Origin of the sequence: Chitinophaga pollutisoli (assembly GCF_038396755.1) — a bacterium.
Lineage (GTDB): Bacteria > Bacteroidota > Bacteroidia > Chitinophagales > Chitinophagaceae > Chitinophaga > Chitinophaga pollutisoli.
Genome location: NZ_CP149822.1, coordinates 1,747,088 through 1,762,283, shown reverse-complemented (window position 1 = coordinate 1,762,283; position 15,196 = coordinate 1,747,088). Strand labels below are relative to the sequence as shown.

The following is a 15,196-nucleotide window of genomic DNA, read 5'->3' as shown; positions in this document are numbered from 1 at the left end:
TTATTGCAGTACGGTAATTTGTTTGCCGATAGGCTGGTTAAGTTTATCTAAAGCTTGTTTAAGGTCGTTGATGAGGTCTTCCGCGTCTTCGATCCCGATCGAGAGGCGGATGCAGGAATCCTGGAGGCCTGCCTTGCGGCGGAACTCTTCCGGAATATTGCGGTGCGTCATGGTTACGGGGTGGGCCAGAAGGCTCTTCACGCCGCCGAAGCTTTCGGCCAGTTTGAAGAGTTTGGTGGCGTTGACGATGCGGATGGCGTTCTTGATGAGGTCATCTTTCAGCGAAAAACTGATCATGCCGCCGTAGCTTTTTTGCTGTTTGCGGGCGATGTGATGGTTTTTGTGCGTGGCCAGGCCGGGATAGAATACTTTGTCCACCGCCGGGTGCGCGGTAAGCCAGTTGGCGACGGCCATGGCGTTGGCGCACTGTTTTTCCAGCCGCAGGTGGAGCGTTTCGATGCCGCGGATGGTGAGCCAGGCTTCGAAGGGGCTGAGGATGCTGCCGGAAATGTTCTGGTTGAAGCGTACCTGGTCGGCCAGCGCTTTATTGTTCACCACCACGAGCCCCGCGATCACATCGGTATGCCCGGCGAGATATTTGGAAGCGGAATGGATTACGATATCGGCGCCGAGGGGGATGGGCTTTTGCAGCAGGGGGTGCTGAAGGTATTGTCTACCACCAGCAGGATGTTATGCTGCCGCGCGATCTTGCTGATGGATTTGATGTCGGAGATTTTGAGTGTGGGATTGGTGGGCGATTCGAGCCAGATGATCTTCGTTTTGGGCGTGATCTTTTCCAGCACTTTATCGGTGTCGCTCATGTCCACGAAATTGACCTTGATGCCGAAGCGCTCGAACATGTGGTTGAAGATGGAGAAGATGCCTCCGTAAGTATCTTCCACCGCCATGATCTCATCGCCCGACTTGAGGAGTTTCAGCACGGCGTCGATGGCGGCCATGCCGCTGGCGAACCCGAATCCGGCGTATCCTTCTTCGAGGCTGGTGATGAGGTCTTCCAGCACTTTCCGCGTGGGATTGTTGGCCCGCGAGAATTCAAAGCCCTTGTTGATCCCGGGGCTTTCCTGCACAAACGTGGACGTTTGGTAGATGGGCACCGAGATCGCTCCGGTGAGCTCATCTACCGGGATGCTGTGGATCAATTGCGTAGATGGTTTCATCTGTGTTCAATTTTTGTTTGCTCCGCCCCCGGCATTCCCGTCCGGCGGCGTTTCATGGTTGATCGTTGTTTTTACGAAACGGCGGGGCCGTAACGTTCAAGGGTATGAACCGGTCAAAAAATTCACGTTATGTCAGATGTAAACAAAAAAGCCCTTCCGGGAGTTGGAAGAGCATATCGCGGTAAGGTACTGCGCTGTAAGGAAAATCTCTGCCAACTTATCTTTCCCCGTAAATCCGGGGCCGGAATTAGCACCTTTTTCCCGCACGTGTGCGGAATTGGTTGCTAAGGCTTCATCGGGCCAGTACCCTCTGCCTTTCTGGATAAGTGATTTTTAAGAACTGATCGCAAAGGTAATGGCAGGAAGGCCAATTTTCCAAATCTTCTTCACCGATTTTCGTTTTCGCCTGCTTTTTTATGGTATATTTTGAATGAATTTCAATATTATTTTCATGAAACCGTTTGTTGACCCGCTCTGCCCGGAATCCCTCCTGCAGTTCATCTGGCTTTCCGGCAGGTTCAATATGGAAGGCCTGGCTACTGTTTCCGGCGAGCCCCTGGAAATTATTCACCCCGGCCAGCTCAACCGTCACGCCGGCCCCGATTTTTCCGCCGCGCAGATCCGCATCGGCCCCCTGCTCTGGGCGGGCAACGTGGAAGTGCATTACCGCAGCTCCGACTGGCGGCGCCACGGTCATCAGTACAACCCGCTGTACGACCGGGTTATCCTCCACGTGGTGTTCGAGCACGACGGCCCCGAAATCGGCATTCCCGTCCTGGAGCTGCAGCCGCGCATTCCCAAATTCCTCCTCCGGCGCTACCGCGCGCTGATGGACAGCGCCGACGAGCTGCCCTGTTCCCGCCTGTTGGCCCGCGTGCCCGACGGCTTGTGGGAGCAATGGCAGACCCGGCTCACCGCGCAGCGGATGGAGCGCAAAGCCGCGGTTTTCACCGGGTGGCTGCAGCAAACGCGCGCGAATTGGGAAGAAGTGTGCCTCCGCGCTGTGGCGTCCTGCTTCGGCATGCCGGTCAATACCGAAGCTTTCCGTACCCTCATCGCCGCCACGCCCTTCAGCGTCATGGCCCGCCAGCGCCATAGCCTCTTCGGGCTCGAAGCCCTGCTTTTCGGCCAGGCGGGGCTGCTGCCGGAGCATCCGGCCGACGATTATCCCCGCCGGCTGCTCGATGAGTACCGTTTCCTGCGGCGTAAATACCAGCTGATGCCCATGGCCCCGCACGATTGGCACTGGCTACGCATGCGGCCTTCCTCGTTCCCGACCATGCGCGTCGCATGCCTGGCGGCCCTCCTGCACAAGGAGCCCCATTTGTTTTCCGCCATGCTCGACCGCCCCGGCGCCCGGGAGCTCGCGGCCCTTTTCACCGCGGCGCCCTCCGGGTATTGGGATAACCACTACCGGTTCGACGTACCGTCCGTCCGCACGGCGGCCATGGGCAGGCAGTCCGTGCAGGCGCTGCTGGTCAATGCCGTGGGGCCATTGCTCCATGCTTATGGCGCCTGGCTGCGCAACGGAGCGCTGCAGGAGCGGGGGATGGCATTGTGGCGGGCCCTGGAACCGGAAGATAACCGCATCATGCGGGGATGGCGGAAGGAAGCCGTGATCGCCCGTTCGGCCGCGGGATCGCAGGGGCTCACGGAGCTGCGGCAGCAGTATTGCGACGAGAAAAAGTGCCTGGAATGCCGGGTGGGGAAGGAGCTGTTGGGGTTCGAAGGCGGTGTGAACGGCCGCGTGGGAGAAGCCGCCTGGCAGGGATGGGATGGCGAGGGGGAGGAAGATGATTGGTGACACGAAAAAGCCGCCCCGCGGAGGGCGGCCGTATTCGTCCGGGAACGTGGCGGGAGGTTGTAACCTGCCGCGGGGGGAATCCGTTACAGGATTACCAGTTGAAGGTCACGTCCTGGTTAATGTCGGGATGGAGGCTTTTGGCCACGGGGCAGGTAAGCGCCGCGTTTTCGAGGATTTTGCGGGCGGTGTCGTCAAGCCCGGCGGATGCGGGCATATCGAAAACAACTTTCACGCCGGTGATCCTGCGGGGCTCGGTGCCCATGATTTTTTCGATGCTGACTTTCGTGCCGTCGATATTCCAGCCCTTGTCGCGGGCTTTGATGCCCATGATGGTGAGCATGCAGGAGCCGAGGGAGGAAGCCACCAGGTCGGTGGGAGAAAACCGTTCGCCTTTGCCGTTGTTGTCTACCGGTGCGTCCGTTTCGATCACCGAGCCGGAGCGGACGTGGGTAGCGGTAGTTCTGAGTTCGCCGTTGTAAAGGATGGCTGCCATTTGCATGTGGATGGTTTTTGGTGTAAAAATAAGCGTATTTTTAGGATTGTATCCCTCTTCCGGCTATCGCGGGCCGGCGGCCAACTACGAACAAATTTGTGTATGTTTGTATAGGAATAAAACATAAAACGACATCCCGCGTTTTAATTTAAAATAATAGCGCAACACGGTGAAAAAATTCAACACACTTCTACTCCTCCTGCTGGCTTCCCTTGCATTGCATGCCCAATCCGACCGATCTGCGAAGAAGGCGGAGAAGGACGCGAAAAAGCTGCGCAAAATTTCTTTGTTCCGCGAGATCGAAGAAGGTGAAAACCTTTACAACCGTGAGTTTTCCGGCGGCTTCAGGCTGAATACGGACGGCTGGACCGGTTTCCTGGAAATGGGTTTCCGCAAAAGCGCCATGACCGTGAACTTCTTCCAGTTCGAATTCTCCGAGAAAAAAGACCCCAAGCAAGACCGTTCCGCCAATTTTGTGCAGACGCCGAATTTTGTCATCAGCACTTCTCCTTTCGTATACGGTAAAATGAATAATTTCTACCAGGCAAAGCTGGGAATCGGCCAGAAGCGGCTCATCGGCGGGAAAGGCAACAAAAACGGGGTGGAAGTGAACGCTATTTACTACGGCGGGATTTCCGCAGGCCTCATGAAACCCTACTACCTGGAACTCATGAATACCGACGGCAATCCCGATTCCCGGAACTTCGTGAAATACACGGAAGAAACAAAGGACGATTTCATGGACAAAAACATGATCTACGGCGCCGGCGGGTTCTCCAAGGGATGGGGTGAAATAAAATTCAACCCCGGCCTCCACGCCAAAATGGGCTTCCGGTTCGACTGGGCCAAGTTTAACGACATCATCTCCGCCCTGGAAGTAGGGGTAAATGCGGAATATTACACGAAAAAGGTGCAAATCATGGTCAACGGCGATAGTAAGTCGTTCTTTTTCAACGCTTATGTAGGTTTGCAGTTAGGTAAACGCTGGAATAAGTAACTTTGCACTTTATTAAAGAAAGGATTTGCGATGCAAGAATTACCCGTAATCGCCGCCGAACCGGCAGCGCCCAGAGTGAAAAAGCCCGACTGGCTGCGTGTAAAGCTGCCGATCGGAGAGAACTACAGGCAGGTCAGGAACCTCGTAGACACCCATAAACTTCATACCATCTGCGAAAGCGGAAACTGTCCCAATATGGGAGAGTGCTGGGGTGCCGGCACCGCCACTTTCATGATTCTCGGCAACGTTTGCACCCGCTCCTGCGGATTTTGCGCCGTTGCCACCGGCCGGCCGGAACCAGTGGATTGGGACGAACCCCAGCGCGTGGCCGAAGCCATCTACCTCATGAAAGTGAAACATGCGGTGATCACCTCCGTTGACCGCGACGAACTGAAAGACGGCGGCTCCATCATCTGGTCCAATACCATCAAAGCCGTTCGCGCCCTCAACCCGGAAACCACCATGGAAACCCTCATCCCCGACTTCCGGGGCATCTGGGAAAACCTGGACAGGATCATCGAAGCCGCCCCCGAAGTGGTATCCCATAACCTGGAAACCGTGGAGCGCCTCACCAAGCAGGTCCGCATCCAGGCCAAATACCACCGTAGCCTGGAAGTCATCCGTCGGCTCAAACAAGGCGGCATGCGCACCAAATCCGGTATCATGCTCGGCCTCGGCGAAACGAAGGAAGAAGTGGTACAAGCCATGCACGACCTCTACGACAACGGTTGCGACGTCGTTACCCTCGGCCAATACCTCCAGCCTACTCCCAAACACCTCCCGGTGGTACGCTTTGTACACCCCGATGAGTTTGCGGAACTCCGCGAGATCGGATATGGCCTCGGCCTCGACTATGTAGAAGCCGGCCCGCTCGTCCGCTCCTCTTACCACGCTGAAAAACACATCTTCAGCGGAAGAAAGTAACCTATTCAGACATCCTGATACCAACCCGGGGCCACTCGCCCCGGGTTTTTTAATGCCGCCGAAAAACCCTTACTAAAGGTATAATGTACCCTTACCCAGGGTTTACTTAAGGTTTAATGAGGGGTTAATGTAGGGTAAAGGTATATAGCTAGATACTGTAGGGTGCTGTTTAGTGCTGAATATCAATACATTAAACCTTCCTTTACCCCTCTTTACCCCTGTTTATATACATTCGATATACATTCCCCCGGAAATTTAACCTGCAGGTCATCGATCTTCCACCCGGATTATATATTTTTCTGCCATGACACGATTGTTGCTTTTCCTGACCATGCTCCCTGCCGCCACGATGGCGCAATTGCGCTGGCAGCCCTCTAATGCGCATAACGAAGGCCTCCCCGAGGGCGCCCGCGTTTACCAGACCACCGATCCCGTATCCGGCCGGCCCTTCAGGGCGTACTACCTCGAAATTGCCCCCGGCGCCAAAGACCTCCGCCTTTCCGTGGAAGCCTTCCCCGGCAAACGGTTTACGCCCGCCCAGTACGATAGCATCATCGGGCCAGGCGCCCTGGCGATCATGAACACCACTTTCTTCTCCTTCAAAGACAACAGCAACCTTAACATCGTTGTGAAGCAGGGGAAAGTATTCGCCGTAAACCCCCAACCCGCACCCGACGCTTCGCCGAAGCGCTACGTCACCCGCGGCGCATTCGGTATCGACCGGAAAGGCCGGCCGGATATTGCCTGGGTGTACAACGTCGGGAAGAAGCGCGCGCCCTATGCTTACAGCGCGCCGGTAGAAAAAGTGGAACCCACGAAAAGCGCGCCCGCAGGCGCCCATCGATGGAAGATGCGGGAAGCGGTAGGCGGCGGACCCGTGCTCGTGCAGAACGGGCAGCCGCACATCACCTGGGAACAGGAAGGAATGGGAAAAAGCATCGCCGCGCTGCACCCGCGCTCTGCGGTAGGCTACAGGCCTGATGGCACCATTCTGCTCATGGTGATTGAAGGGCGAAATAAAGGCGTGGCGGAAGGCGCCAATTTCGAAGAAATGGCGAAGATATTCACCGACCTCGGCTGCGTGGAAGCCCTCAACCTCGACGGCGGCGGCTCTTCGGCGCTTTACGTCAATGATCAGAATACCATCAGGCCATCAGACCCCGCGGGCCAACGGCCAGTGCCGGCGGTACTGGTGCTCAGTAAAAAATAACGGACTACACGGCGGGCTTCTCATTCCCGCCGTTTTTTTTGCGGGGAGCGCCGTCTTCATCAAATAGCTGCAACAAGTGCCATTCCGTGATCCCCGTCAGCAACAGCGCACCCACGATCACGGGTGTGATCGTGAGATAGAGCAGCAAATCCGATTGCCGCGAAAAGATCCATCCCATCAACAACCCGAACGGCACCAGTATCCAGCCGAGCCACCGCGAGATATACGCGGCGTAGCGGTTGCCTTCGTCCCAGGTGTCCTGGTTGATGGTGGAGGAAAAAGTACGGTAACCGTACCAGGCTTTCATACTGCGTGGAGGAAATCGCCGGATCATGTGGCCCATGAACAGGAACAGCAGTCCGGCCAGCAAGCTGGCATTACAGAAGGGGGTTTGTAAAATGCTGTCCATAAAAAAAGCGCGGCACAAACTGTGCCACGCTTACTATTACAAATCATTTCAGTTCTTTGTTGAATCGGCTGCGGTGTTTTTGCGTTTAATCAGTCCTTTCAGGGTATTGTTCAACGTTTTTTCCGCCGCCTTGCCTGCGCCCTGCAGCCCGCCGCCGGAACCGGTGGAATCTTTCCCGCCGAGCAATTGCTTTTTCAGTTCATCTTTCGCTGCGTTCACGGCTTCGTTCTTCACATGGTTCAGTGAATCTTTAATTGTTTTTTGCGCGGAATCCGCTTTGCTTTTTACCATGGCCGTGGCCTGGTCTTTCAGGTTTTCCGCCGCCTTGCCGGCCGCTTCTTTCAGATCGGTTTTCACGGAAGGCTTCATGATATTGCCACCCAGTAATACGTTGAGATACACGGTATCGCTCACGTTTACGGGGATGCCTTTGTTGTTGGCTTGCTTCACGAGATTGTTCACGAGGCTGTTGCCCTGCTGGCCTAGCAATGCGCGGGGCAGTGCGAGCTGCATGGTGTAATCCATCGTTTGGTCGAAACCGTGGGAACCGCCGATGAGCATGTTGAAGTTGTTCATCTTCACGCGGAAGGGATTCACGGTCATCCTGCCGTTCTGGAAGGCGAAATAGTTTTTGATATCGCGGATGGAAATGTCTTTCAGCGCGGAAACGTTCAGCTGGTTGGCCAGCTGGTCCATCGGTGCGAACTTCTTCAGGAAACCCTGTATCAGCAACAGGTTGCCGTCGCCGGTAAGGGTATTTAGCACAGGTGACATATCCTTGCCCAGTTTGCCGGTCATCGTAAGCTGGCTGCTCATTTTTCCGCTGAGGAACTGCCCGATGGGCATAAGTTTCTGCACGGTATTGAACGTTTTGAACGTTTCCTGCACATCCAGCTCTTTTACGTCGTAGGAGATGAGGATATCTGGATTGTTCTTGTCGTTTTTGGTGGAATAGGAACCGTCTATTTTCATGGAACCCTGGAGCGCGTTGGCTTTTATGTCTTTCATGATCACGGCTTCGTCGCGCACGTAGAGCGTGCCGTTGAGGTTGTTGAGATCGAGTTTGTCATAAATTACTTTCCCTGATTTTGCCTGGAGGATAAAATCGAGATTGTTGGGAACGGCGAACGGTACGGCGGCCAATGTGTCTGCTTGCGCCGGAGACGTAGTTTCGCCGGTGGCCATCCATTTATTCAGGTTGATTTGGTCGGCTTCCATGGAAAGGCGCCCATTCAACGCATCGTTGCGGAAGACATACGCGAGGAAATTATTCACCTCGCCGTTGGCGCTGAAGTTCGTGCCGAGATAATGCCCTTTGAAATCGGAAACGGTGACGTTTTTCGGGTTGAAAGACATGAGCATGGAGTTCACGTTCACCCCATCCGGGTAGTCTTTGCTTTTATATGCGAGATCAGCCACGGATATTTTGCCCGCTGCGTGGAAGGTTTCGTATTGTTCCTTTTCGATGGCGCTCATGTAGCCGCGGGCCTGCAGATCTGCATCGAGGATACCGGAGAGTTGGGTGCCTTTCTCGAATTTCACGACCTGGGCCACTTTGGCGAGGTCGAGGCGGCCTTTGGCGGCGGCGTCGAGGTAGAGGTCGGAAACGGGCGTTTTGATCATGAGGCGGAAATCCACGGGGCTGTCGTCCATCTCCAGGTGCGCCTGCGGCACATCCACGATGGTATGGTCGGGCACGCCGTCGGGGTTGGTGACATTCACCGCCAGCTGGATATTTTTCACCGGTTTAGGCAGATCGGGGTATTGGAAGAAGCCGTTTTTGATGCCGAGGTGCACTTCGTAGGCGGGCATCTTGTCGCCGTCGTAGATGCCTTTCACGAAACCGTTGAGGGTGGCGGCGCCGGAAGTTTTGATGCTGGCGAAATCCTGGCTGTAAACGGCGGGCACCAGCGAGAGGATGTCTTTGAAATCCGTACTGGGCGCCTGGAAGCGGATATCCATGTTGTACGCGCTGTCGTTCAGCAGCTGAAAGAACCCTTCTGTACTGAGCCGCAGGTTATTGATGGCGATGTTATCGGTCTTGAAGGTGTATTTGCCGGCTTTGTTGTCGATCTGCACATCTGCGAGGATCTCCACTTTGGTGTCGAGGAGGTAGGGGATGAAGCCCTGCGCGAAGCTGAGCGCGGCGGCGGTGGTGCTGGTCGACAGGGTAAAGTTGTCTTGCGTGAAATCGCCTTTCCCTTTGTGGTTGAGCCCGGCGATGGCCAGGTGCATATGGCCCTGGTGGTCATCGTATTTGATGACGGCATTCTCTATGTTGTACTGTTGCAGGCTGAAGGCGAAATCGCTGCTGCTGGTATCTGTGGGGCCGGCGGTAGTGGCGGTGTCGGGTTTCACGATGTCCCAGTTCGGGCGGCCTTCCTCATCCACCACGGCATAGATGCGTGGCGCTTGCAGGGAAACGTTGTGGACGTTGATCTTGTCGCCTTTGATGGCTGACAGGAGATCCACCGCCATATCGAGCCGGCGCACGGCCAGCAGGGTATCGCCTTCAAAGTGCTGCACGCCGGTGACCTGGAGCTCTTCCAGTGCCACGGCCAGGCGCGGGAACCGGCGGAAGAGGCTGATATCCACGTCTTTGAAATCCACTTTGGCGTTGAGGCTTTTGTTCAGCTCAGCCTTGACCTTCGACATGATCTGGCTTTTGAACAGATACGGGATGGCGATCAGGATCGCAATAAGCACGAGCAGCCCGATGCCGACACGTTTCAGTATCTTCTTGAGTTTCATAGGAAGTTGTTATTGGTATTTAAACGTTGGCAAATAATCTGAATGACCATATCGGCAGTTAAATTCGTTATTTTTGACACAAATATAAATAACGGTATGACACCGGAACGGAAAGAACGGCTTTTATCGGTAATTAACAAACGTCAGGCCAACCTTACGGTGGTGCTGGAAAATGTCGAAGACCCCCACAACGTGTCGGCGGTCCTGCGCACCTGCGACGCCGTGGGCATCCAGGACGTTTACCTGCTCACCACCAAACTGCCCCGCCATAAAAAATGGGGCGTCAAAAGTTCATCGAGCGCCATCCAGTGGCTCTCTGTGCATGAATTCGATGATACCACCGGTTTGGTGGAGACCCTCCGTTCCCGGTACGATAAAATTTACACCACACACCTGGCCGATGGCGCTAAAAGCCTGTACGATATCGACTTCACGGGGTCTGTCGCGCTGGTATTCGGCAACGAGCAAACCGGTGTGAGTGAAGATATCCGGAAGGCGGCGGATGGTAATTTCGTAATCCCGATGATGGGGATCATCAAATCCTTGAATATATCCGTGGCGGCGGCTGTCAGTATATATGAAGCCATGCGGCAGAAGGATGCCGCGGGGCAATACAATACGCCGTCGCTCCCCGAAGCGCGGCGGCTGGAGCTGCTGACCCACTGGAAATTCCCGGTGGAAGAATTATGAGCACCTGTTTTTTCATATGGAGCCTTTGGATGGCGACGGCCGTCACCCGCGTAAGTCCTGCGGAGCTGGAGGCGCGTCTGGCCCGGACGGATTCCCCGATGGTGGTGAACCTCTGGGCTACCTGGTGCGCGCCATGCGTGGAGGAGCTGCCTTATTTCGAAAAAGCGGCGAAGCAAAATCCCGGCATACAATTCGTGTATCTGAGCCTGGATCTCGATGAAGCTTATCCGCACCAGATCGAATCGTTTGTGAGCAAGCTCGGTTTGAGCGGTGAAGTGTGGTGGATGGAGGAAAGCAATGCCAACAAATACGCCCCGCTGATCGACGCGCAGTGGAAAGGAAGCCTGCCGGCCACGTTGTTCATCCATCCCGGTAAAAAGTATCGCAAATTTATCCAGGGCGCGATGGACGAGGGGGCGGTGATGAAGGAAGTTGCGGCGTTGCGGGATTAATTACAGGCAAATCGTATTCATATCTCTATACTTATCTTTTCACGCCCTGCAACCGGGCTTTCTTTTCTATCTCCCGGACAAACGCGCTGAAGATATCGTCGAGCCCCTCGTCCCGGGTGATCTCATGCCATTCTTCCCAATCCTTTACCGTTACTTTCCCGCGGTCGACAAACAATTCGGTGATGTTGGCCGCGGTGCTTTCGACTACAAGCCCGCTTCCCGCGAAAGCGGCCAGCAGGGCTGTTCCTGCGATTTCGTGCGGGAAGTTTTGCCGGTTTTCGAAGAAGCAGGCGGCCATTGTTTTGTACAGGCAGTGAATGGATTTGATGGCGGCTTCTGAACGGTAGAGGTTCCGGGCGGTGCCGATGTCTTTCACCCAAACGGTGACCATGTCCATGTCGGCGAGGCTCGCCCTGATCTCAGGCTCGCTGTTGCGGACAAGCGACTCATCCGGCGATAGCACCAGCGCTTCTTCGAGGAATTGCAGGGAATGAAGGACCATGTCCATCACGAATTCATTGTCGATTTCATCCGAAGCGAAATCCGTTTCTATCCATTTTACAAGCGAGGGGTGCGTACTGCGGACGCCCTGGTAAAGGGTTTTCAGGATCCACAAATCGCTGAGCCCGCTTAAATTCTCAGGTAACATAATGGCTGAATGTTTGGGGCTGGAAAATTACCGGATTTGATGGCAGGGGCTAAGTAACCGGTTGCTAACTGCCGTTGGAGGAAGGTGGAATTACATTCCGGGGATGCGGGATGACGGGCCTCCGGGTGAAATGATCACGATAAAAAAAGCCCGGAAGCAAAAGCTCCCGGGCCTGGTTTTATTATCTGCAATGAATAATACTTACGCGCTGCAAGTTACGCAACCTTCTTCCATGGTGCATACCGCGCCTTCCACGATTTCCATTTCGGAACCGCCTTCGGCAGGTAATACGGGAACCATGTTCTGGCCGCCTTGTTTTTCCACCGTAAACTGAACGGCTTGTGCCGCAGCCTGGGTACGGAGGTAGTACATACCGGTCTTGAGGCCTTTCTTCCAGGCGTAGAAGTGCATGGAAGTGAGCTTGGAAGCGGACGGTTTGTCTACAAACAGGTTGAGGGATTGCGACTGGCAGATGAACGCGCCGCGGTCGGCCGCCATGTCGATGATCGTACGCTGCTTGATCTCCCAAACGGTTTTGTACAGTTCCTTGATATTGGAAGGGATCTCGGGGATGCCCTGGATAGAGCCGTTCGCCGCGATGATCTTGTTCTTCATATCGTTGTCCCACAGGCCGAGCTCCACGAGGTCTTTCAACAGGTGTTTGTTCACCACTACGAACTCTCCGCTCAGCACGCGGCGGGTGTAGATGTTGGAAGTATATGGCTCGAAGCACTCGTTGTTGCCCAGGATCTGGGAAGTGGAAGCGGTGGGCATGGGCGCCAGCAGCAGGGAGTTGCGCACGCCGTGCTGTTTGATTTCGGCTTTCAGGCCGGTCCAGTCCCAACGGTCGGAGGGCTGCACGTTCCACATGTCGTATTGCAGGATGCCTTTGGAAATGGGCGATCCTTCGTAGGAAGCGTATTTACCTTCAGTGATGGCGAGGTCTTTGGAAGCGGTCAGCGAAGCGAAGTAGATCGTTTCAAAGATTTCTTTGTTCAGCTGTTGCGCCTGCTCGCTTTCGAAGGGATAACGGAGGAGGAAGAACGCGTCGGCCAGGCCCTGCACGCCGAGGCCGATGGGGCGGTGGCGGAGGTTGGAGTTGCGGGCTTCATCTACCGGGTAATAATTCTGGTCGATGATCCTGTTCAGGTTGATGGTAGCCTGGTAGGTAACATCATACAGGCGTTTGTGGTCGAACTTGCCGTCGATCACGAAACGGGGCAGCGCCAGGGAAGCGAGGTTGCACACGGCGACTTCGTCTTCGGCGGTGTATTCGATGATCTCGGTGCAGAGGTTGGAGGATTTGATGGTGCCCAGGTTCTGCTGGTTGGACTTGCGGTTGGCGGAGTCTTTATACAGCAGGTAAGGCGTGCCGGTCTCGATTTGTGCGTCGAGGATAGCGAACCACAGATCCTGCGCCTTCACGGTTTTTCGCTGGCGGTTTTCGGATTCGTATTTTTCGTACAGTTTCTCGAATTCCTCGCCCCAGCAATCGGCCAGTCCGGGTGCTTCATGAGGGCAGAAGAGGCTCCAGTCGCCGTTTTCTTCCACGCGCTTCATGAACAGGTCGGGCATCCAGAGGGCGTAGAAGAGGTCGCGGGCGCGCATTTCTTCTTTACCGTGGTTCTTGCGCAGGTCCAGGAACTCGAACACGTCGGCGTGCCAGGGCTCCAGGTAGATGGCGAATGCGCCTTTGCGCTTGCCGCCGCCCTGGTCCACGTACCGTGCGGTGTCGTTGAACACGCGCAGCATGGGGATGATGCCGTTGGAAGTACCGTTGGTACCGCTGATGTAGGAGCCGGTAGCCCGGATGTTATGGATGCTGAGGCCGATGCCGCCTGCGCTCTGGGAGATCTTGGCGGTCTGCTTCAGGGTGTCGTAAATGCCATCGATGCTGTCGCCCTTCATGGTCAGCAGGAAGCAGGAGCTCATCTGCGGTTTGGGGGTGCCGGCGTTGAACAGGGTGGGCGTGGCATGCGTGAACCAGCGCTCGCTCATCAGCTCGTAAGTTTTGATGGCGGAGTCGATGTCTTCTTTGTGGATGCCAACGGCCACGCGCATGAACATGTGCTGCGGGCGCTCGGCGATCTTGCCGTCCACTTTCAGGAGGTAAGAGCGTTCCAGCGTTTTGAAACCGAAGTAATCGAATGCGAAGTCGCGGTCGTAAATGATGGTGGAGTCGAGGATCTCCGCGTTCTTTTTGATGATCTCCCATACGTCGTCGCCCAGCAGGCCGGCGTTTTTACCGGTCTTGGGGTCCACATATTCGTACAGTTTCTTCATCGTTTTGGAGAACGACTTCAGAGTATTTTTATGCAGGTTGCTCACCGCGATGCGGGAAGCGAGCTGCGCGTAGTCCGGGTGCTTGGTTGTCAGGGACGCTGCGGTTTCCGCGGCGAGGTTGTCGAGCTCGCTGGTGGTAACGCCGTCATACAATCCCTGGATCACTTTCTTCGCTACATCTATTGAATCAACGTATTCCGGCGCAAGTCCGTAACACAGCTTCTCTACCCTTGCCGTAATCTTGTCGAACTTGACAGTTTCTTTTCTGCCGTCTCTTTTTATAACGAACATAGTGTGGTGAATTTAGTGGGTGAAAAAATTGAATATGGCTGATTGAGGTTATGTGAATTGACTAGAAATCTTCGTCGAGGCTGAAGGTTTGTGTTCCTTTTTCGCCCATTACGCCGGCTTTCTGGTAGTCGCCCACGCGTTTTTCGAAGAAGTTGGTTTTGCCCTGGAGCGAGATCATTTCCATGAAATCGAAGGGGTTGGCGCTGTTGTAGATTTTGCTGCAACCGAGTGCCACGAGCCATCTGTCGGCTACGAATTCGATATATTGTTTCATGAGATCGGCGTTCATTCCGATGAGCGCTGCGGGGAGGGCTTCGGTGATGAATTCTTTCTCGATGGAAACGGCGTCGGAGATGATTTCGTGTACCTGTTTTTCGCTCATTTTGCCTTCGAGCATGGAATACAGCAGGCAGGCGAATTCGCAGTGGAGGCCTTCGTCGCGGGAGATCAGCTCGTTGGAGAAGGTGAGCCCGGGCATGAGGCCGCGTTTTTTCAACCAGAAGATGGAGCAGAAGGAGCCGGAGAAGAAGATGCCTTCCACGGCGGCGAATGCCACGAGGCGTTCCGCGAAGGTGCCGTTCTCGATCCAGCGGAGGGCCCATTCGGCTTTTTTCTTCACGGCCGGCACGGTTTCTATGGCGTGGAAAAGACGATCCTTTTCAACGGGGTCTTTCACATATGTATCGATGAGCAGGGCATAGGTTTCGGAGTGGATGTTTTCCATCATGATCTGGAAACCATAGAAGCAGCGGGCTTCGGGGATCTGCACTTCGCTCATGAAGTTAACGGCCAGGTTCTCGTTCACGATCCCGTCGGACGCGGCGAAGAATGCCAGTACGTGGGTGATGAAGTGGCGTTCGCCGTCGTTCAGTTTGGCCCAGTCGGCCAGGTCGCCCGACAGGTCGATTTCCTCGGCGGTCCAGAAGCTGGCTTCGTGGCGTTTGTACTGTTCCCAGATGGCGGGGTAGTTGATAGGCAGGAGTACGAACCTGTCTTTGTTTTCCTTCAGTAGTATCTCGTTCTCGTTATTCATACAATTTTTTTTATATGGTTAACCAGTTATAG

The 15,196-nt window shown here is 55.0% G+C and carries 12 protein-coding genes, 1 pseudogene and 1 riboswitch; of the genes and pseudogenes, 6 read left to right on the top strand and 7 right to left on the bottom strand.

Annotated elements, in window-relative coordinates:
- Positions 1 to 1,178: pseudogene (locus WJU16_RS07165) on the bottom strand (trans-sulfuration enzyme family protein).
- Between the two features lie 214 nt (positions 1,179 to 1,392).
- Positions 1,393 to 1,507, bottom strand: a riboswitch (SAM riboswitch).
- 122 nt (positions 1,508 to 1,629) lie between these two features.
- Here WJU16_RS07165 and WJU16_RS07160 point away from each other — a divergent pair.
- Entirely contained in the window at positions 1,630 to 2,982 is a 1,353-nt protein-coding gene (locus tag WJU16_RS07160; RefSeq protein WP_341837641.1) for a DUF2851 family protein, read from the top strand.
- A gap of 91 nt (positions 2,983 to 3,073) precedes the next feature.
- Here the strand turns inward: WJU16_RS07160 and WJU16_RS07155 are convergent, their stop codons facing one another.
- Positions 3,074 to 3,481, bottom strand: a complete 408-nt coding sequence (locus WJU16_RS07155) for an OsmC family protein (RefSeq protein WP_341837640.1) — start codon at positions 3,479 to 3,481, stop codon at positions 3,074 to 3,076.
- 163 nt (positions 3,482 to 3,644) lie between these two features.
- Here WJU16_RS07155 and WJU16_RS07150 point away from each other — a divergent pair, with 163 nt between their 5' ends.
- From WJU16_RS07150 to WJU16_RS07140, 3 genes are all read left to right on the top strand, one after another.
- Positions 3,645 to 4,472 (top strand): hypothetical protein, encoded by an 828-nt coding sequence (locus WJU16_RS07150; protein WP_341837639.1) that lies wholly within the window; start codon positions 3,645 to 3,647, stop codon positions 4,470 to 4,472.
- Positions 4,473 to 4,502: 30 nt separating this feature from the next.
- Complete coding sequence (gene lipA / locus WJU16_RS07145) at positions 4,503 to 5,396, top strand: lipoyl synthase (protein WP_341837638.1); 894 nt, start codon at positions 4,503 to 4,505, stop codon at positions 5,394 to 5,396.
- Between the two features lie 304 nt (positions 5,397 to 5,700).
- Complete coding sequence (locus tag WJU16_RS07140; protein WP_341837637.1) at positions 5,701 to 6,606, top strand: phosphodiester glycosidase family protein; 906 nt, start codon at positions 5,701 to 5,703, stop codon at positions 6,604 to 6,606.
- Positions 6,607 to 6,610: 4 nt separating this feature from the next.
- Here WJU16_RS07140 and WJU16_RS07135 read toward each other — a convergent pair whose 3' ends face one another.
- On the bottom strand, positions 6,611 to 7,015 hold the full coding sequence (locus WJU16_RS07135; RefSeq protein WP_341837636.1) for an SdpI family protein: 405 nt from the start codon (positions 7,013 to 7,015) through the stop codon (positions 6,611 to 6,613).
- Positions 7,016 to 7,063: 48 nt separating this feature from the next.
- A complete protein-coding gene (locus WJU16_RS07130; protein ID WP_341837635.1) occupies positions 7,064 to 9,766 on the bottom strand; it encodes an AsmA-like C-terminal region-containing protein in 2,703 nt (900 codons plus the stop codon).
- 96 nt (positions 9,767 to 9,862) lie between these two features.
- Between WJU16_RS07130 and WJU16_RS07125 the strand changes: the two genes are divergently transcribed.
- Together WJU16_RS07125 and WJU16_RS07120 are read left to right on the top strand one after the other, a co-directional pair.
- Complete coding sequence (locus tag WJU16_RS07125; RefSeq protein WP_341837634.1) at positions 9,863 to 10,456, top strand: RNA methyltransferase; 594 nt, start codon at positions 9,863 to 9,865, stop codon at positions 10,454 to 10,456.
- Positions 10,453 to 10,908, top strand: coding sequence for a TlpA disulfide reductase family protein (locus tag WJU16_RS07120; protein ID WP_341837633.1), 456 nt, complete (start codon positions 10,453 to 10,455; stop codon positions 10,906 to 10,908). The genes WJU16_RS07125 and WJU16_RS07120 overlap by 4 nt, the downstream gene beginning before the upstream one ends.
- Before the next feature lie 31 nt (positions 10,909 to 10,939).
- Here the strand turns inward: WJU16_RS07120 and WJU16_RS07115 are convergent, their stop codons facing one another.
- The 3 genes from WJU16_RS07115 to WJU16_RS07105 all read right to left on the bottom strand — a co-directional run bounded on the left by WJU16_RS07115 (position 10,940) and on the right by WJU16_RS07105 (position 15,164).
- Complete coding sequence (locus WJU16_RS07115; protein WP_341837632.1) at positions 10,940 to 11,557, bottom strand: hypothetical protein; 618 nt, start codon at positions 11,555 to 11,557, stop codon at positions 10,940 to 10,942.
- A gap of 201 nt (positions 11,558 to 11,758) precedes the next feature.
- On the bottom strand, positions 11,759 to 14,131 hold the full coding sequence (locus WJU16_RS07110; protein ID WP_341837631.1) for a ribonucleoside-diphosphate reductase subunit alpha: 2,373 nt from the start codon (positions 14,129 to 14,131) through the stop codon (positions 11,759 to 11,761).
- A 61-nt stretch (positions 14,132 to 14,192) separates the two neighbouring features.
- On the bottom strand, positions 14,193 to 15,164 hold the full coding sequence (locus WJU16_RS07105; protein WP_341837630.1) for a ribonucleoside-diphosphate reductase small subunit: 972 nt from the start codon (positions 15,162 to 15,164) through the stop codon (positions 14,193 to 14,195).
- Positions 15,165 to 15,196: the final 32 nt, after the last annotated feature.

Excerpts from the sequence above, each read along its gene's own strand:
- WJU16_RS07160 (WP_341837641.1), top strand. The coding sequence starts at position 1,630 with ATGAAACCGTTTGTTGACCCGCTCTGCCCGGAATCCCTCCTGCAGTTC.
- WJU16_RS07120 (WP_341837633.1), top strand. The coding sequence starts at position 10,453 with ATGAGCACCTGTTTTTTCATATGGAGCCTTTGGATGGCGACGGCCGTC.
- WJU16_RS07135 (WP_341837636.1), bottom strand. The coding sequence starts at position 7,015 with ATGGACAGCATTTTACAAACCCCCTTCTGTAATGCCAGCTTGCTGGCC.
- WJU16_RS07110 (WP_341837631.1), bottom strand. The coding sequence starts at position 14,131 with ATGTTCGTTATAAAAAGAGACGGCAGAAAAGAAACTGTCAAGTTCGAC.
- WJU16_RS07105 (WP_341837630.1), bottom strand. The coding sequence starts at position 15,164 with ATGAATAACGAGAACGAGATACTACTGAAGGAAAACAAAGACAGGTTC.
- WJU16_RS07125 (WP_341837634.1), top strand. The coding sequence starts at position 9,863 with ATGACACCGGAACGGAAAGAACGGCTTTTATCGGTAATTAACAAACGT.
- WJU16_RS07140 (WP_341837637.1), top strand. The coding sequence starts at position 5,701 with ATGACACGATTGTTGCTTTTCCTGACCATGCTCCCTGCCGCCACGATG.
- WJU16_RS07115 (WP_341837632.1), bottom strand. The coding sequence starts at position 11,557 with ATGTTACCTGAGAATTTAAGCGGGCTCAGCGATTTGTGGATCCTGAAA.
- lipA (WP_341837638.1), top strand. The coding sequence starts at position 4,503 with ATGCAAGAATTACCCGTAATCGCCGCCGAACCGGCAGCGCCCAGAGTG.
- WJU16_RS07155 (WP_341837640.1), bottom strand. The coding sequence starts at position 3,481 with ATGCAAATGGCAGCCATCCTTTACAACGGCGAACTCAGAACTACCGCT.
- WJU16_RS07130 (WP_341837635.1), bottom strand. The coding sequence starts at position 9,766 with ATGAAACTCAAGAAGATACTGAAACGTGTCGGCATCGGGCTGCTCGTG.